This window comes from Amycolatopsis aidingensis (assembly GCF_018885265.1).
Lineage (GTDB): Bacteria > Actinomycetota > Actinomycetes > Mycobacteriales > Pseudonocardiaceae > Amycolatopsis > Amycolatopsis aidingensis.
The window spans coordinates 6,329,020-6,346,361 of record NZ_CP076538.1 but is presented as its reverse complement, the minus strand read 5'-3'; the positions used below and the strand labels follow the sequence as shown (position 1 = coordinate 6,346,361).

At 67.7% G+C, this 17,342-nt stretch carries 16 protein-coding genes; 1 reads left to right on the top strand and 15 read right to left on the bottom strand.

All coding sequences use genetic code 11. The features are described from left to right. Window positions 1-149: 149 nt before the first annotated feature. From KOI47_RS28870 to KOI47_RS28860, 3 genes are read right to left on the bottom strand one after another with little or no spacing between them, the layout of a single operon-like run. On the bottom strand, window positions 150-2,891 hold the full coding sequence (locus tag KOI47_RS28870) for an ATP-dependent DNA helicase (RefSeq protein ID WP_232376327.1): 2,742 nt from the start codon (window positions 2,889-2,891) through the stop codon (window positions 150-152). 5 nt (window positions 2,892-2,896) lie between these two features. Continuing rightward, on the bottom strand, window positions 2,897-4,015 hold the full coding sequence (locus KOI47_RS28865) for a helix-turn-helix domain-containing protein (RefSeq protein ID WP_216209753.1): 1,119 nt from the start codon (window positions 4,013-4,015) through the stop codon (window positions 2,897-2,899). Then, on the bottom strand, window positions 4,008-4,646 hold the full coding sequence (locus KOI47_RS28860; RefSeq protein ID WP_232376326.1) for a hypothetical protein: 639 nt from the start codon (window positions 4,644-4,646) through the stop codon (window positions 4,008-4,010). Before KOI47_RS28860 ends, KOI47_RS28865 begins: the two co-directional genes overlap by 8 nt. A 994-nt stretch (window positions 4,647-5,640) precedes the next feature. On the opposite strand from KOI47_RS28860, the gene KOI47_RS28855 reads away from it, so the two are divergent. Continuing rightward, the gene (locus tag KOI47_RS28855) at window positions 5,641-6,111 is read left to right on the top strand and encodes a winged helix-turn-helix transcriptional regulator (RefSeq protein WP_216209748.1); all 471 of its coding nucleotides are present in this window, start codon (window positions 5,641-5,643) and stop codon (window positions 6,109-6,111) included. On the opposite strand, the gene KOI47_RS28850 is transcribed toward KOI47_RS28855, so the two are convergent. The 12 genes from KOI47_RS28850 to KOI47_RS28795 all read right to left on the bottom strand — a co-directional run bounded on the left by KOI47_RS28850 (window position 6,108) and on the right by KOI47_RS28795 (window position 17,313). Next, complete coding sequence (locus tag KOI47_RS28850; protein ID WP_216209746.1) at window positions 6,108-9,191, bottom strand: BTAD domain-containing putative transcriptional regulator; 3,084 nt, start codon at window positions 9,189-9,191, stop codon at window positions 6,108-6,110. The two genes, KOI47_RS28855 and KOI47_RS28850, sit on opposite strands and share 4 nt — an antisense overlap. Before the next feature lie 76 nt (window positions 9,192-9,267). Continuing rightward, window positions 9,268-9,687, bottom strand: a complete 420-nt coding sequence (locus tag KOI47_RS28845; RefSeq protein ID WP_216209744.1) for a hypothetical protein — start codon at window positions 9,685-9,687, stop codon at window positions 9,268-9,270. A 52-nt stretch (window positions 9,688-9,739) separates the two neighbouring features. Further along, entirely contained in the window at window positions 9,740-10,195 is a 456-nt protein-coding gene (locus KOI47_RS28840; protein WP_216209742.1) for a TadE/TadG family type IV pilus assembly protein, read from the bottom strand. Further along, window positions 10,192-10,689: a TadE/TadG family type IV pilus assembly protein gene (locus KOI47_RS28835; RefSeq protein WP_232376325.1), complete on the bottom strand. Its 498-nt coding sequence runs from the start codon at window positions 10,687-10,689 to the stop codon at window positions 10,192-10,194. The genes KOI47_RS28840 and KOI47_RS28835 overlap by 4 nt, the downstream gene beginning before the upstream one ends. Beyond that, window positions 10,686-11,102: a TadE/TadG family type IV pilus assembly protein gene (locus KOI47_RS28830; protein WP_142000645.1), complete on the bottom strand. Its 417-nt coding sequence runs from the start codon at window positions 11,100-11,102 to the stop codon at window positions 10,686-10,688. The genes KOI47_RS28835 and KOI47_RS28830 overlap by 4 nt, the downstream gene beginning before the upstream one ends. Window positions 11,103-11,169: 67 nt before the next feature. Continuing rightward, complete coding sequence (locus KOI47_RS28825; protein ID WP_142000646.1) at window positions 11,170-11,355, bottom strand: hypothetical protein; 186 nt, start codon at window positions 11,353-11,355, stop codon at window positions 11,170-11,172. Window positions 11,356-11,404: 49 nt separating this feature from the next. Then, a complete protein-coding gene (locus KOI47_RS28820; RefSeq protein WP_216209740.1) occupies window positions 11,405-12,298 on the bottom strand; it encodes a type II secretion system F family protein in 894 nt (297 codons plus the stop codon). After that, window positions 12,295-13,212, bottom strand: a complete 918-nt coding sequence (locus tag KOI47_RS28815; protein WP_216209738.1) for a type II secretion system F family protein — start codon at window positions 13,210-13,212, stop codon at window positions 12,295-12,297. Before KOI47_RS28815 ends, KOI47_RS28820 begins: the two co-directional genes overlap by 4 nt. After that, complete coding sequence (locus KOI47_RS28810) at window positions 13,209-14,651, bottom strand: CpaF family protein (RefSeq protein WP_216209735.1); 1,443 nt, start codon at window positions 14,649-14,651, stop codon at window positions 13,209-13,211. Before KOI47_RS28810 ends, KOI47_RS28815 begins: the two co-directional genes overlap by 4 nt. Beyond that, window positions 14,648-15,490: a ParA family protein gene (locus tag KOI47_RS28805; RefSeq protein ID WP_216209733.1), complete on the bottom strand. Its 843-nt coding sequence runs from the start codon at window positions 15,488-15,490 to the stop codon at window positions 14,648-14,650. Before KOI47_RS28805 ends, KOI47_RS28810 begins: the two co-directional genes overlap by 4 nt. Beyond that, window positions 15,490-16,194, bottom strand: a complete 705-nt coding sequence (locus KOI47_RS28800) for an SAF domain-containing protein (protein WP_216209732.1) — start codon at window positions 16,192-16,194, stop codon at window positions 15,490-15,492. The genes KOI47_RS28805 and KOI47_RS28800 overlap by 1 nt, the downstream gene beginning before the upstream one ends. Before the next feature lie 120 nt (window positions 16,195-16,314). Continuing rightward, window positions 16,315-17,313, bottom strand: coding sequence for a hypothetical protein (locus tag KOI47_RS28795; protein ID WP_216217626.1), 999 nt, complete (start codon window positions 17,311-17,313; stop codon window positions 16,315-16,317). Window positions 17,314-17,342 lie beyond the last annotated feature (29 nt).

The following is a 17,342-nucleotide window of genomic DNA, read 5'->3' as shown; positions in this document are numbered from 1 at the left end:
GCCGGCCGCCGAGTCGGGCGCAGCATTGGTAGGGCTTACGGGCAGGTTGACCAGGCGTTACGCGGCTTCGAGGGGCTACCGCTCTAACAGGTAGCTGGACGGGACCGTCGTCGGGTAAGTCACCTGGACAGCAGATCCCGGCGCACCCACTACGGCCGGAGACGCTCCTTCTGCCGCCTCGGCCGGGACTCAACAGGAATGACACCCCGGCGCGCCTTCAGCAAGTTCTCGTCCTTCGTCCTCTCGTGCACCGCCAGCCGGCTCAGGATCCGCTGCTGCGTCTCCGGCGTCCAGAAGACACCAAGCCGACGCCTGGCCCGCGTGATCGCCGTATAGAAGATGCTGTGGGAGATCCGCTCCTCGTTGGCGTCCGTCATGACCACCTTGACCGAATCGTATTCCAAGCCCTGTGCCTTGTGAATCGACACGGCGTAGGCGATCTGGAAGGGCACCAGCGTGTTGACGTCGTCGTCATCGGCGTCCGAGTTCAGGCGCTCGAAGACATCGAACTGGACTACCGAGCCCTCGACCCACCGCAGGTCGGTACCGAACAGATCGCCCTCGGTGACCTCACGTTCGAGGTCGACGTCGAACGTGATGCGACCGGGCACGCGGTCGATGCCGGTGACCCTGCCTTTCAGGTTGTTGAAGATGACCGGCCGGAAGCGCTCGGTCTCGTTGAACAGCACCGGGTCACCGACCTTGTAGGTCGCCTCGCCCCAGGTCGCGGCAGGGCTCGGGTTGCTCGCCTGCAGGAACCGGTTGACGTTGTTGATGCCGTAGAGCCCGTCGTAGTTCAGGCACAGCACGATCTCGTCGTCGCTCTCGCGCAGGAAGAGCGCATCGCCCAGCGTTTTCGAGTAGCCGTTTTTGGAGAGCGACTCCTCGATCCGGTCGTCCAGGTTCCGCACCCGGTCCCATAAGGCGAGTAGTGCTCCGTCTTCCGTCCGCCAGGGCTTGGTCAGCTCGAAGACTGACTCCTTGGGGACGTATGAGCGGGCGAGGTTGAACCAGTTGCCGAACTGGATCGACTCGATCTGGTAGACGTCACCGACGAGCACCAGCAGCTCGAACGTGGTGCTGTTGAGTACCTTCAGCAGGTTCGCGTTGTCCACGAAGCTGCACTCGTCGATCACAACAACGTCGTAGCTCGAGCCTGTTGACTCGCTCGTGTTGATGTGACTGGTGATCGTGCTGAAGTCGGAATTCGGTGCATGCACCCGCCGCCTGAGGTTGTCGACAGCCGGGTTGGTGTGCGCGAGGAAGAGCTTCCGCTCGCCCGAGAAGTAGTTGGCGATGTGATCCACCATGGTGGACTTCCCGGTCCCGGCCGACCCGTAGACGAGCGCGACCTTCGAACGCGTGAACAGCGCCTTCAGTGCCCCGGCCTTCAGGTCGTCGTCGACCTCGCCCGGGTTCGCGTCCAGCCACTCCTGGACGCTGTCGGCGTGCCCTTCGATGCCCTCGCCCGCGATCGCCTGCAGCTTCTCGATGATCGCGACGGTGTCGTCCTCGTACCCGACGATGAAGACGTGCCCGTTGGCGTGGGTGAGCTTCCGCGGCGCGTGCTGGTCGGTCGGCGGGAGCAGCTGGTTGTGCTTCTGGATCAGCGTGTCGACGGCGCCGAGGTCTTCGCACTCCGCAGCCGGTGTGTAGATCGCGCCGTGCTGCTCGACGTTGTTCCTCACGCGGCGCGCCAGCAGCTCGTGCTCGCGGCCGGTTGCATCAAGGCTCTCTGCAAGATCCGCGAAGCGCGGGACGTGACCGCGGGGAGCGGTGCAGAACGGCATCGTGTCGAAGGGGCTGCTCCGCGACGTGAGCCGGAGCCCTGACAGCCACCTGTTCGGCGTGGGCTCGTACTGGGCCTTGATCCACTGATTGCGCATCTGGAGCATCAGGTATCGCAGCACGCGGGACCCCGGCCGGCTCGAGCGGATGAGCGCCCGGGCCTGGTCGAGCGCAGGGAAGATCAGCGCGGTCCGCCGCGAGTCACCGAGAGCCCAGCTGCGGATCTGGTTGTAGCTCGCGTCGGTCATGTCGACGAGGTCGAGCAGGCTGGACCGGGTCTCCGTCAGGTACTGCATCAGGTTGCGGTACTCGGCGTGGCTCGACTGAACCCCCTTCGGCAGTCCGAAGAACCGCGCGTAGTTGTCAAATTCGCAGGGACGTATCGAGACTTCCCACGAAAGGATGACCAAGATCGGCATGGTCCGCCCCAGCACCGTGATCGATTCGCTCGACAGGTCCAGGTAGGCCGCGTACCTGTCGGTCATGTCGATGTCGGTGAACGCGATCGTGCGGTCGAACTTACTCGTCCAGTTGTGGGCCACCGAGAAGGTGACCTCGTAGTAGATCCGCCCGCCGGAGAAGAAGGGCCGCGAACTATGGATGTAGTAGCGCCCGCGACGGCGCTCGGTCTGCGTCGTGCGGGCTGCCTCGATGCGCTCCGCGATCTTCTCGTGGTACTCCCGGAGCGACGGATCGAGGTCTGCGGGGAACAGCTCGAGATTGCCGAGAATCCTGATGCCGAACTGCTTCAGCGCGAGGTCGCGGGTGCGAAGCAGGTACTCGTAGTACTTGAGCATCAGCCGCTCGGACGGGTCGCCGTCCAGCGTGTAGTGCGAGACACTGGCCTGGAGCAGGTTGTGGAACCTGCTCAGCAAGCGGAACTTCGCCTTCGCTTTGGCCTCGACCAGCGCAGGCCCCACCTGGTCGTAGTGGAACTCAGCAGAGGGGTCGTCGAGGTACGCCCAGACCATGAGCCCCTCGATCATGTTCCGGAGCTGAGAGAGAAGGTTCTGCGACAGAAAACCGCGATCGTCACCGAGACTGGCGATGTTCTGGCAGATGACCCCGTCAACGCTCTGCACCTGCTGCTGAACCGACGCCATGGCAGTCAATCCCCGCCACCGACCAGGCGCAGGACTGGGCGCTGGTCGGCATCACCAAGCAGGTCACGGACTTCCGCGGCGCTGAGCTTCAGCACCTCAGCGAGTGCAGAAACCCCCACACCGTGGTCGCTTGCCAGCTCCGCAGCCTTCTTCAGGAGCGACGGCGTCTCCCCCAGGTACGCGCTCGTCGGGTCGGCCCGAGGGTCGTCGATCATGGCCAGGCGCTGGTAGGCCCGCCGCGCCGACGACTCGGTGGTGCGCCCGCGCTCGACCATCCGGCGGACGAGCGACTTCGGCGAGACGCCCCATGTCCGCCCGAGCCGGTCCAGAGCCGCCAGGTCCAGCCGCTGCGGCAGCACCGCGTCCATGGCAGCTGCCGGCGTCAGAAATGCGGCTGCGAACTCGTCGGCCTCCTTCTCAACCGCAGCGCTGTGGGCGGTGGGGTCGCGATGCAGTAGGAGGTGGCCGATCTCGTGCGCGGTCGAAAACCTGTGCCTGAAGACATTCTCGCTTCGGCGGGGCGTGGTGATAATAATCGGCCTGTCGACGATGACAGCGGAGAACGCGTCGACAGCTTCGATCTCGCGCAACGGCCGTACGGCGACGACGATGCCGCGGGACTCGGCCGTGGCGACCAAGTGCTTCACCGGACCGTCCGGCAACCCCCAGTGCGCGCGGAGCGTCGCGGCAGCCTCGGAGGGCGTCGCGCCCGCGGCGAGGACCGGGAGATCCGCGTCGGGCAGCTTGACGTACCGCTCTAGCGCGAAGGTCAGCTCCCACACAAGCGCCGCAGTGGCCAACGCCTTCTGGCGGTCGCTGACGCGGGCTGACCTCAGGCTGCGGAAGTGTGCGTTCAGGGTGTCGATGCGCGCGAGCGGGCGGCCAACGCCGAAGAACCCCGGGCGGACTTTCAAAGAGGTCGCCAGCCGATCGAGCACCTCGGGCCGCGGCGAGTTCACGCCGGCCTCGTACTGGCCGATCGCTGCCGCAGAGACACCGACCTCTGCAGCCAGGTCGGTTTTGCTCACACCGAGGCGGACCCGGGCCTGGGTCAGCCGTGCCGGCTCGAATCGACCCGTCCCGCCGGTCGGGACCTCGAACATGCCTTGGCCGTCTTCACCCATCGGTCGGCGTCCGGTCCTTTTGCTTCTGGAGCTCCACGACCGGCGCGACCGGCACACCGCTGTCGAACGACTCGACGTCGGATGCGGCGTCATCGGCGGCGAGCTCCAGCTCCCAGATGCACTCCTGCCCACGCAGCTTGACCTTGCCGTCGCCGTCGAGCACCGCGACGGCCCACTTGATCGACTGAAGCTGCCGCGGCGTCGACTCGACCATGACCAGTACCAGCGGCATCGTGTCGCCGACCGCCCTAAGCACGGGACCGAGCTCGCTCTCCTCTGTGGCGTCCTGGACGGGCTCAGACTCGCCGGACAGGCTGGGCTCCCACAGCGTCGGGTCGAGGGGAGCGGTCGTGAAGCCGTTCTTCCGGGTCGGGCTCGACGCGAACTCGCTCACCGCCTTCGGGGTGTTCGCCACGCGCCAGACGTACACCAGGCTGTCGTTGACTACTGGGACCTCGTGTCCGCCGGGGGCCAGCTTGACGGACCGGAAACCCCGGTCCTTCAGTGTTTGACTGGTGTCGTCCAGCAGGTCCCGCCACTGGCTGCCGAACCCCATCGCGTACCTGGACTCGGAGACCACGTGCGCCTCGGCCGCGAGACCGTGCCGCGCCCGTACGATCTCAACGAGCAAGTCGCGCAGGCCGGGCGCATGAGAGCCGAGAGCATCGGCGGGTGAGTCTGGAACCATGGGTGGCCCTCCTGAAGCAGGTGTCCATGGCCACAGCTCGACCAGGACGTAACTTCAGTATCGTACACGATCCACGCATCAACGCTTCAATTGTGGGGCGTGTTGGACGATGGCTCAGGTAAGCCTCTCGAATTCTGCTCGTCTCCGAGCACGGATGTCACCGGCACCGGGCAGACTGACAAGGTCGATCCCGGCCGACGGCTACGAGCAAAGGCCTTGTCCGGCGATCGGCGAGGCGTGCAGCTCGCCCAGCAGCAGGCCAAGTCGAGCAGTGTGTACGTGCGGGAGACGCGAGGAGAGCGTGCCACGGGAGGGATTGAGATGACTCAACGGGACTCCAGGAACTGCCGGAAGTCGACCTCGTAGTAGGCGTCCCCATGCTCCAGTTAGACCGGTGGACGTCCTCAGGGTCGCAGACGCTCGCCGGTGGAAGCGTTCCAAGCTGGCAGTGCCCAGCAACTCGGCGAGCTGACTCTCGCTCGCCGGTAGTCCTCGGGCTCGGGGCTCAGCGTGGTGTACTCGGGCGACTCGGGAAAGCCACCTGATCTCGCCCTCGCGAGAAAATGCCAGGAACTTGAGACTGATCATGGGTGACAAGGCCGTAAGAAAGCCAGGAACACCCAGGTCACGCAAGATCGACATGTCGTGCGCGGTGAGACCCTACAATGCTCACTGTAAGTAATATTAATCTACTACCATGTCACCTAATGTGGTTGTACTCGCTCGTCCTGAGTAGAAATACGCTGCGTCGCCTAGCCCGTTCAGCGTAACGTTGATGATCCTTGACGGTGATCACCAGGGATCACCGGGGACGACCGGATTATATGCGCACTCTGGCCAGAATGGAGGCGATTCGCATTTTTGAATGTCAAGGCTTGTCTACGCCGCGGGGGCGGGGTGTAGGCGAGCCCTTACCAGTTGAGCATGGAGTGTATCAATGGTAACGGGGGACGTTAGGTACCTGGAGCGGGCGAGGGATCTCCGACACCTGCTGGACGGGGATTGGATTTCGCATATTCTGGTGGTGTTGAGCGCGGGGCCGTTGCATTACAACGATCTGCACGCCGCCATCCAGGCGGCGACTACGTTTGATCCATGGACAGGCTCGGACCATCCGATTCAGGGCAGGTCCTTGGGGCGGACGTTACGGCGTCTGGAGACGGCGGGGCTGGTCCTGCGACACGTGGAGGCGGTGTTTCCACGATCGGTGGTGTACTCGCTCACGCCCGCGGCCGAGGACCTGCTGATCAGGGCACGCCCGCTCATCGACTGGGCGGAAGAACACCTCGATCTGATCGAGCGCCTGCAGAAGGCGCAAGCCGCGAAGAAGCGCCGCCGACGCCAACCGCACGGCGAGAGCGAGTCTCCAGTTGACGACTCGTCGACTAGAACCCACGGGCCCGGTTAGCTGGCCGCGGCGTTGTCTGGTGATGCGGACCGCCGCGTGCTGTCGCGCCGTTGGAGGAACTCTGCGAGGTTGCGGGTCTCGCTGCTGGTTTCCTGACCGATGTCATCCAGGGCGGTGGCGAGCACCGCGAGGGTGCGTGGGATGGCGTCGTACTGGCCCAGGCGGGCCTGGATGCGGATGATGTCGCGGTAGACGCCTTCGTTGTACCGGTCGAGCTTCCGGGTGCGTTCCAGCAGCACGAGCATGGTTTCCGGGTCGCTCTCACCGTGGGCGCGGATCAGCACGCCGAGGGCGTCGAGGACGTCGCGGCGGATGGACTCGCGGAACGGTTCGACCCACGGCGCGGTGAGGTCCTCGGCGAGGTCGCCCTGGTAGAGCTCGACGGCCTCGCGCAGCGGGGCCAGGGCTTTGTCACCGCCACCGGCTGAGCGTGGCGTCTGCAGGGCGTACTGGAGCCGCTGGTAGTCCGTGGTGACCAGGTCGGTGTCGAGGTGGTAGCGGCCGTCGTCGTTGAGGATCAGGTCGCTGATGGCACCGTCGGTGGCGTTGTCCAGGGCGCGGCGCAGCAGCGAAAGCGCGTTGTGCAGGCTGTTGAACGGGCGCGGGGGCCGGCTGTCGGGCCAGATGGCGTCGTTGAGGGCCTCGCGGCGCACACCCTGGGGATGCAGCGCGAGGTAGGCGAGTATCTCGCGGTGCTTCGGTGTCAGTGCGCCACCGAGTTCCCGCGCATCGCCATCGTGATGCAGCACCAGGTCGATACGCCCCAGCACACGCAGGACAAATGATCGCCGAGGCATGGCCTTGGCGGCTTCGTTGCGATCCGACGGCTCCGGGGAATGCGGTGACGGGTCGTCAACCGGCTCGACAGCGTCCGGGTTCGAGGCCACGTCCGTAGGTGACCTGTCGTCCTCGACTAGGTCGGCCGCCGGGATCGGTGTCCCGGTCGCGGGCGGGGTGTCGACCGATTCGGGGTGGGCGTCGAGCAGTTGCAGGCTCGGGGCCTGCTGGCTGTGCTCCGGTTCCGGCGGTCGGGTCGTTTCGAGTCGCGTCATCTCCTCGACCGTGCGTTGCTCGGGTACGGACGAGGGGTGCGCAACGTCGGGAACGTCCGAGCGGTGGTCCGCGAGAGCTGCTTGCTCCTTGTCACCGGTAGCGCTCGGGTGGTCGAGCGGCGGGAGGTCGGCGGGGCCTTCGGCGTCGCGGAGCACGGCGAGCAACTCGGTGGTGTCGGTGGCGGGCAGGGTGAACAGGCGCGCGCCGGCGAGGGCATCGCCGGGGCCGGGGCTGGTGGCGCCGACGGTGCCGTCGTGTCGGACGCGGACGGTCGCGCCGGGTCGCCACTGGCCGAGCAGGATGCCGGCCAGTCCCAGGGTGGAGCCGTTGTCGAGCACGGCCTGCAGTCGCCGTTCGGCATGCGGCGCCGGGCTGCCGAGCAGCACGAGTGAGGTGGCGGTCGGCGGGGTCCCGGTCTCCTCGATGGCGTGGCGGGTGCGGGTGAGCAACGCCGCCTCCATCTCGTTGAGGGCGGCGTCGAGGGATTCGACCACTCGGACGGTGGAGGGCAGGCTCTCGACCTCGGTGCTGTCGAAGACGAGGTGCAGGTCGTCGGCGGGGATGAGCACGCACACGCCGACCCCTGGCTGTTGTTCGGCGAGCAGGTGGAGCAGGAGTGCGCGGGCGGCGGCCGTGGCTCCGGGACCGGCCAGGCCGAGTCCTCGGGTGCTGGCGAGGTTCACGGCGAGTTCGCCGCCACCGCGTGTGCCGACTCGCGCTGGAACGGGCGTCGGTTCGTCGTCGGGCTCGAGGTCGCCGGCCGCGGTGATGTGGATCCGCGGCGGCGCGGGCGCGAGGTCGACGAACTCCACGTCCTCGGCAGAGCGTTGGTCGGCGTCGTGGTCGTCGTGTGCGGTGCGCAGGGAGCGGACCACCGGGGCGATCGGGCGGTGCAGGTCGGCGCGGTCACCGCTGCCGATGCGGTAGCGGCGGCGCCGCCATATCCGGGCCGACATCACGGCCGCGGTGATCACTCCGGCTAGGCCGAGGCTCACGAACGCGCCGGTCAGCAGATCCAACCCCGGTTCGGCCTGGTTGCTGGTCTGCTCACCGGAATGGTCGGCCTCGGCCGGGGCCGGTGTGATGTTGGGCGCGGGTTGGGTCGACGGTGGCGCGGTGGGAGCGGTGGTTGTCGGTGGCGGCTGAGGCGGTGGGACCGGCGGCTGCTGTGGTGTGTCGGGCGGACGCAGATCGGGTGGTGCGGGAATGTAGGCGGCGATCTTCCAGCCGGGCCGCACCAGGTTGGGGTTGGTGAGCGTCCGGCCGTCGGGCTGCTCGACGCCGCGGTTGAGCTGGAACAGTTCCGGCCAGCGGCTGCCGCCACCGGGGCCGTAGATGCGCTCAGCGACCCGCCACAGGCTGTCGTAGATCCCATCGTGCGGGAGCCGGACTTCCTCGGTGACCTGGACCATGCCAGCTGGGGCCGGCGCTGCTCGGTCGATCACCATGGTGGTGGTCTGGTGCGTGACGGTCGCGTGCTGGGTCGTCGTGTACGCGGCCGGGCCGGGCGTCAGCGGCGCGACCACGGCGACCGGCGCGAGATTGCTGGCCAGCGCGGCAGTGGTGGGGGTAGGCGCGGTGTATGGGGGCCGGTTGCCGAGCAGGGTCAGCACGATGGTGCCGATCAACGCCGCGGCGAGCCCGTGGAGCGGGCCAGGTGGGCGGACCTGCGGCCAGGTGATCCCGCGCACCGCGTCGACGATGCAGCGCAGCACGTCGAGGGCGAAGAAGAACCAGACGATCCAGCACAGCACCGCCAAGCTGTCGAGCAGGAACTGCGCGCTCATCGGGTTGAGCAGTGTTGCTTGGATCTCCTCCCAGCTCGGCACGTGGTCGGGCAGGGGCCAGCCGACGAAGTGCACCAGGGCCCAGGGCAGGCCGGCCACGAGAGTGAGCAGGACGACGGCGGCGAGCAGGCCGCGCAGGACTCGACCGACGAACCGGAGCATGTTGGCCACCGCCCGCACGGCGTGGCGGTTCGTGCTGGGGGTCAGTTTCCGGCGAGTGTGGTGTGGATGTGCGGTCACGGCGTGCTCACTTTGTTGGCGGTACAGGTTGATGGCCTCGATGCGTGCCCGCCCGGCCAGAAACGGCCTAGCGACGTCAGGTCACTTCCGCGTGAACACGCGCGGGCGCGTCCGTGGCGACAGATCGAGGCGTGGCCGGCTCAGGCACCGTCGGTGTCTTCGCCGGGGGTGATCCGTGGTTCGGGCTGTTCTTCGCGGCGGCACGGCCACCTGTGGACTTCTTGCGCTTGGTGCGGGTGGTCTTCCGACCGTCGAGCCATTGGTTGAGGTCGGCGAGCGGGATGTCGGTGAACTTCGCCAGTTCGTCGGTGCCGATCACATCAGTGGATTCGGCGAGGACATCGCCGAGTTCTCGCTCGATGTCGGCGAGTTGATCGGCGACGTCGGCCCGGCGCTGCGCGAGTTCGCCGACCCGCTTCGCTGCGGCGGCTCGTTTCGCGCTGCGGGCGGCGTCGTTGTCTTCGACACGGCGTTCGATCTCGTCGGGTGTGGCCATCGTGGTCTCCTTCATGGTTGGCGCCGCACCGGGTTCGGGCGGCGGAGTGTGGTCACGGGATCGCTCCGGAGATTCCGCGCTGCGGCTGGGCTTGTCCGGTTCCGGTGACGGTGATCGAGTCGATGCCGACAAGCCCGAGCAGTTGTGTTGATTGGCTGACCGTGACGGTCACGTTGACCGTGTTGCCGGCTACGGACACGCTGCCGGTGCGGCCCGCGGCGGCAAGGTAGTCACGTGCGGCGGCGCTGGCCTGGTATGGCGCCAGGCGCAGGGTGCCGTCGGTGCGATAGGCCGCCAGGTCGATCTCCTGGGCGCCGGCCCGAGCGGCTTCCTGGGCTTCGCCCAGGGCGCGGATCTTGGCGGCGAGAGCGAGGCCACCGTCGAGCACGAGGCCGGCGAACAGCAGGATCGCGGTGACGATGATGACGACGAACGCGGTGACCCGGCCGTCCTGGTCGGTGTGCAGCCGGTCCAGCGCCTGGCGGCGCGACGGTGCTGGGCAGGTCATCCTGTACCTCCTGCCTGCGTGAGCGAGCTGGTTCCGCGCCACACGTCAACCGGGGAGGAGAAACTGGATTCGAACGTCCGGGAACCTGGGACGCCGAGCATGGTCAGGTCGTTCAGGCCGACGCTGCAGGAGACTGTGACGGTGACCGTCGAGCCGGGTTTGAGCCCCTGGGTCTCGGTGGAGACGGCCAGCGACTGGCAGGAGATTCCAGCCGAGGCCAGTGCTGTGTCGGCGGTGGACTGGGCGTTCGCGGTGGCCTGTGACGGTGTGCGGGCCAGGGTGGCGGCGCGAGCGGCCTGATGGGCCACGTCGTCGATCCGCAGCTTCGTCTCGGCCAGGCGACCGCACAACACCACGAACAACAGCAGCAGGATCAGCAGCGGGGTGAGTAGGGTGAGCTCTGTCGCCGCGGAACCACGTTCGTCGCGGCGAAACACGCTGAGTCGGGCGCGCACGGAGCGCGCCAGCCGGCGGAGCATGGATGCCGCGGTCATGGTGCGTTCCCGGTGCCGATCGGCGGGACGAATTTCTCAACGGGCCCTACGGCTTCCGCGTGGACCGTGAACGTCATGAAGGGGATCACGCTGGTCGTGGTTCCCGTGATCGTGACCGAGGCTTGGGTACCTCCCCGCTGGACGTTGACCGAACTTTCTTGTAGCGGGCCGCTTCCCAGTTGTGTGAGTATGCGTTGCCCTTCGGCGCTTCCTGCTGCGGCGCTGCCACCGAATACTCGCGCCGCGGACAGTGCTTCGGATGCGGCGGCTTGGGCGATGTGGGTGGCGTGCATGTACAAGGCGAATTGGGCGATGAGCAGAATCAACAGAAGCAGCACGGGTGTGGCGATGACGAGTTCGACCGTGCCGGCGCCACGCTGATCGTTGCGCAGCCGACGCAGAGCGGAGCACATGCGTGCCGTGTATGGGCGTGCGCACGTTGATGATCTGGTGCTGCTTCGAGCCATCGTGGTCACCTGCTTACAGGTTGATGCCGTTGGCCTTCTCGGTGACCTTGGCGACGATGATCGCGATGACCGCGATCGCCATCAGAACCAGGGCAGCCGTGACCACGACCGCTTCGGTCGAGTAGCCGCCATCGTCATCATGGAGCCGTTCCAGCTCGGCGCGGAGGCGGGCGATGAGGATCTGGACTTCGGTGAACATCAGCTTCTCCCCTGTGGTTCGGGGTCCGGTATGGACTGTTCTCGTGAGATCAGAGACCTCCCAGCACCTGCGCGAGCGCGGGAAAGCCTATGAATACAAGGAATCCGCCGAACAGCATCACCACGGGCAGGCTCATGCGTTCGGTGGCTGCCTGGGCTTCGCCTTCGGCGTCGGTGAGTTCACGGGTGTGCAGCGCCGCGGCCTTGGCGGCGAGGCTGGCGCGTACGCGGGCACCTTCGGTGCCGGCGAGGCTGACCGACGCGGCCAACTCTGACATTTGGTGCACGCCGAGTTCCGTGCCGAGTTGTCCAAGGGTGGACCATGGTGTGGTTCGGGTGAGCTTGGCGGTGACCAGTGCGCGGCGGAGCTGTTGGAATGCCCAGCCTTTGCCGATGCCGACGGCGTCGGACAGTGCTCCGTCGACGCCAGCGCCGCCGGCCAGCAGTACCCTGATCAGGTTGAGATAGGCCGAGAGCGCGTGCCGGAAGGTGGAACGCCGCCGTTCGGCTTCCTGCCGGACGCTGAGGTCGGGGAGCAGGAAGCCACCCAGGGCGAAGACGAGGCTGGCGACGGCGGGGACTTCCCAGCCCAGGCTGACATCGGCCACCACGAGCAGGAGCTCCATCAGGATGGGCAGCAGCAGCCCAGTCAGCGCCAGAGTGGCCTTTTCTGCCAGGTGGTGCTCGATGCTCTTGCCGGTGACCGCGAGGTCGTTGCGCAGCTTGCGGGTGGGCAGGCCGAGCGCGGCCAGCGGCTTGACGAACGGCTTGCCCACCCGCAGGGCCCAGCCGTCGGAGTCGGCGGCGAGGATCGGTGGCGGTGCCGGTGTCGCATGCAGCCGGTCGACCAGAGCACGCAGCGGTGGCCGTGGTGGGAACAGGTAGACCACCAGCGCCCACAATCCGACACCGAGCCCAGCACCCCACAACAACGGGCTGATCATGACGACGTCCCCTTTCCGGCGAGCAGGTCGGCGGCCTCAACGTCGTGTGGTCGGATCGTGGTCAGCTCGGTCAGGAACCGCTCCGGTTCACGCAGGCGCACGATCCTGGCCAGCCAAGCGAAAGCTCCGGCGAACAGCGTCCCGACAAGCAGGAGCATGAGCTGGCCGAACGCCGAGTCGTACGGGGTGAGATAGCCGCGGTTGAGCAGCACCAGCCCGATGGCGAAGGCCAGCGTGGTGATCACGATGACCCGCACGCTGGTCCGGGTGCGGGCGCGTCCGGCCTCGACCCGCATCCGCATCGATGCCTGCTCGCGGGCCTCACTGGCGAGTTCGCCGAGCAGGTCGGCCAGATGCCGAGCCTGGTGCTCGGCGGCCAGGACGAGCGCGGAGATCACCAGGTCCGCGGTGGGGTCACGGAGCTGGTGAGCGAGGTTGCGCAACGACGGTGCCAGGCGTTCACCGCGTTCCAGCCGGACGGCCAGTTCGGTGATCTCCTCGCGAATCGCGGCCGGACAGGCCGGGGCGGTGGCGAGGATGGCCTGTTCCAGACCGGCCGCGGCGACCAGGATGTCCCGCAGCATCTCCGTCCACCCGGCGATCGCTTCGATCTGTTCGAGGTGGCGCTGGTGGTCGACGTTCGAGCCGAGGATCCGCGGCAAGCCGACCACGGCCAGGACAGTGAGGATGGCGCCGACCACCCAGCCGGTGAGCGCGCCGATGGCCAGGCCGGCGAGCACTGCTACGACGAGCCAGCCGATCTGCTTGCGGTCGTGGTGTGCGATCAGCCAGGTGCCCAGGCGCGACGGCGCCGCCGGACGGGCGGGCCGGCCGCGCAGTCCGACCACGATGAGCAGGACACCGACCGCCAGGCCCGCTCCGAGTAGGCCGAACAGGGCGGCGGTGGTCGTCATGGCTGCCACCACCCTTCACGCCGCTCGGCCAGATCTGGGTCGAAGCCGGTGCCGACGAGCAGGTCGAGGGTGTCGGCGCGCAACGGGGCGCCCGGCACGGCACGCAGGTCGGGGCCCGGTCGCCACACCTCGTTGCTGATGATCTGCCGGTCGTCGGCGCCGACGACTTCGCGGATGGAGGACACCACGCGCTTGCTGTTCTCCCCGCGGGGCTTGTCCAGGTGCACCACGAAATGCAAGCCCGCGGCGACCAGGAGGTTGGTCGCTTCCATCGGCAGCCGCTCAGGGCCTTGCACGGCGTAGGCGGCCAACTTCGTGAATGCGCCCTGGCTGGTGGAGGAGTGCAGGGTGCCCATGCTGCCGTCGTTGCCCATGCTCATGGCGTTGGTCAGCGGGATGACCTCGGGACCGCGGACCTCGCCCACGATCACCCGGTCCGGGCTCTGGCGCAGGGACTGCCACACCAACTCGGACAGCGAGACCTCACCGACGCCTTCCAGGTTGGGTTCCCGGGCCTGCATCGCCACCACATCCGGGTGCGCGTCGGAGTCTTCGCCGAGGCCGAGTTCGAAGACATCCTCGATGGTGAACAACCGCTCCCAGGGCGGGATGGCCGAGGCCAGCCCGCGCAGCATGGTGGTCTTGCCGATCGCGGTCCCACCGGTGATCAGCACGTTGCGCCGGGCGCGCACCATCGCGGTCAGGAAGGATTCCAACGCCAGGTCGATGGTGCCGTTCTCCCGGAGCTCCGCCAGGGTGACCTTGGTGAAGCGGTGCCGCCGGATCGAGACACAGGGCCGTGCGGTCACGGCCATGACCGCCGACACCCGCTCACCGCCAGGCAACTGGAAGTTGACGATCGGCGATCCACGGTCGAAACGGCGTTCCTCCGCACCGGACCGGGTGGCCAGGTCGCGGATGAGCTCGACGAGTTCGGTGTCCGAGCCCACCACCGGCGCCAAGCGGGCGCGGCGGCCGTCGGCATATCGAACGAAGACGCGGTCGTAGCCGTTGATGTTGATGTTCTCGATCTCGGTGTCGGCCAGCAGCGGTTCCAGACCGGCCAGCCCGAAGACCTCGTCAAGCACCGCCGCAATCACACGCTGCTCAACTTCCGGCCGCACCAGATCGTGGGCAAGCCGCATCTCGGCCTGCGCATGAGCCTCGGCCGCGTCTTGCAGGATCACCTGGGCCATCTGCCGACGCTGCACGGTGCCCATCGGCGCTCGGCCGGCGCTCTCGTCGTCCCTGATGCGCTGGCTGAGTTGCGTGGACAGCTGATCACGCAGGTACTGCCGCAGCCGGTCCACGGTCGCGGCTTCGCCCGCGGGCCGATTCGGAACCTCGGCCGGGCCGGGCAGGTTCGCCGAAGGAGGTTGCGGTCGAGCTCCGTTCGGCGTGGTTGTCCAGCGTACGCCGCCGAGTCCGGGCCGGCTCATGGGGTCGCGCCGTTTCGGGTCTGCGGTCCGAGGGGCTGCAGGGCCGCACCCGAGACCGGCTCGCTCGGCACTGCCTGTCGCAGGTATGGGCCGCGGGTGCCGCCGGGATTGTTGGTGGCATGCCAGTGTGCGTAGGCGTTCAGCGCGATCTTGGCGGCGGCGCGTCCGAGCGTGGACCTCGCCGGGCCGTGCCGGCCGTTTCCCTGCCCGCACAACACTGCGGCGCCCTTGTCGTCGCGAGGGATCCGACCCATCACCGGGATCCCGAGGACCTGGGAGACCTCCGCGGTCGGGTAGCCGTCGCCGACGAGTACGAGGCACGGCTTGCGGGACCACTGCTGAGCGGCTCGCAGCTTGAGCGCGACATGCGCGAGCTCATCATCGTGCGGGCGGGCGACCAACAGCATCGCGTCGGCGCTGCGGATGATCGGGAACGTGGGTGAGCCAGGATCCGCTCGGCCGCAGTCGACAATGACCGCGGTTCCCAGCTGGTCGGCCGCCCAGCGCAGCGGGGACGAGGCTCCTACGGCCAGCACCGACAACGCGGCGCGGGCCTGCTCGGCGCCGACCGGCCCGAGCACCACGCGCAAGCCACCGGGCAGAAGTTGCGTGTGCTGGGCGAGCAGGTTCGGGTCGGTGCCGCCGCGGCCCCGTGCCGCGGCGGCCAGGCTGACCAGACCCGGTGATTCCGGCAGCCGGAAGCGGGCCATCAGGTCGCCGCCGGCGGGGTCGGCCTCGACCACGATCGGGTTCTCCTGTCCTGGCCATCGCGCGCCGAGCGCGGTCGCCAACGTGGTGACGCCGGGCGAGCCCTTGAGTGAACAGACTGCGATGAGCATTAGCGACCACCTCCCGCGATCGTCACCAGGCTGAGTTGACCCGCCGGAGCAGAGGCCAATGCCCGAGCGTCCGATTCAGACAGTTGCAGGGACACCACAGTGGTCTGTTCAGTCTCGCGCGTGGCGATACCGGTCACCACCGCGATCCACGACGAAGTCTCACCGGTCGAAGTTCCTGTAGTCGTGCCCTGGCCCGGTGTGGTAAGCACCGCGACGGTGGTTCCGGGCAACAGGTCGGGCGGGAATTGGCCCGACTTCAGCCCAACGGCGGCAATTGCCTTTCCCCGCGCAGGAATTTGCGGGGTCCCGAGGACGGAGCGTGTCAGCAACGAACCGGCGGGCAGGCTGAACGCGACCGGCTTTCCCACCACTGCGGATGCCGACGATACCGGCATCACATCCATTTCGGAGTCTGACGCCATGCTGACCTCCTTGAGGTCCTGCGCAGTCAGCATGTGGCCCACCGCAACGGGACGAGCCAACGCCAATACGCTTTCCCTGTCGCCCAACTGCATCCCGGCGAACACACCCCCGGCCGAGCACGCCACGACCAGCAGGACACCGAGCAGCAGGTACGGAACGCTGCGCCGCCGGCCCCCGCCGCTCAGCCGCGAAGGAGCCTTGCCGTCACGGCCAGCCCAGGCATTGGGCGACGTTCGGTCCGTCGTCGTGCCGGTGCTGGTCGAATCCGCGGTAGTGGTCACCACCGGACCTCCTTCAGCACAAAGCCATCGCGGCGCCGTCGATCCGATGTGGTCGACGGGCCCTCCGTAACAGGGTGTTTCGTTGTGCACGCTCGCCTTCATCGGGCGAGGGGCTTGGGCTCAGCCGGTCGCGATTCCCTGGCTCTCCGCTACGCGGAAGGCCGCGCTGCCGGTCGTGGTCATGTTCGGGAACGTTCCGCCCTGGCCGGCCCCCGACCAGGTCACTGTCCAGGCCACGGTGGCGGTTACCGGGAATGCCTCGCCGCGTTGCCCGGCCGACGAGATGCGGTAGGTGTAGCCGCAATCCGGCGAAGCGCTCTTCGGGTCACCCCCGGCAGGGAACGGGGAGCCCGGACCGGTGCAAGTCACCGAACCGCCATCACCCATCGACCAGGTCACCGAAGTCGGCTTCGCGACAGCGGTCACCGAGACACCCGGCACGGACGCCGTGGCCGAGACGTCACCCCAACTGCTGCGGTCCAACCACAACCAGGTCGGCAGGTTGACCAACTGGTCCCCGGCCGGGTTCGCCTTGATCTTCGGAGTGGGCAGCCGCAACTGGTTCCGAGCTTGCGCCGCGAGTTCGGCTGGAGACGGCAGCGGCGCCGGACCGGGCTGTCCATCCGCGATCCAAACCGGCGGCCGGTACAGGGCGTCGCGGAATCCAGGCCCAGTGCACTTGTAGACGTACCAGGCGCCCGACGTCGGCTGATCCTGCGCGAGCCGCGGCGCCGTAGCCGCGAACTGCACGCTGGCTGGCTTGTTCCGCGACTGATACACGACAGGAATCGCGGTGATTACGCCGGATCTGGACGGGACGGTGAAGGACGCCGCTTGCGCGCCTCCGGGTGGCGGGCCCTGATACCCACTGCGCTCGTACCCGCACTGGGCCAGGTTGGTGTTCCCGCCGATGATCGTGTCGCCGTTGGCTTGGGCCCGCCCGGTATCGGGCCTACTCCTCCCAGGGGCGCCCGGCTTCGTGTCGCCGCTGCCGTGGTTACTGGCCCCAGGCCGGGGGTACTTGCCCGCGCCGAGCTCGCAGCCGGGGTTGGGGTACTGGCTGCAGTCGGTGAACCCGAACCCGTCGTCGGCGAACGCCGGAAGCGAGCTCGCCACCATCACGACCGCGGAGAAACCCACCACGACTC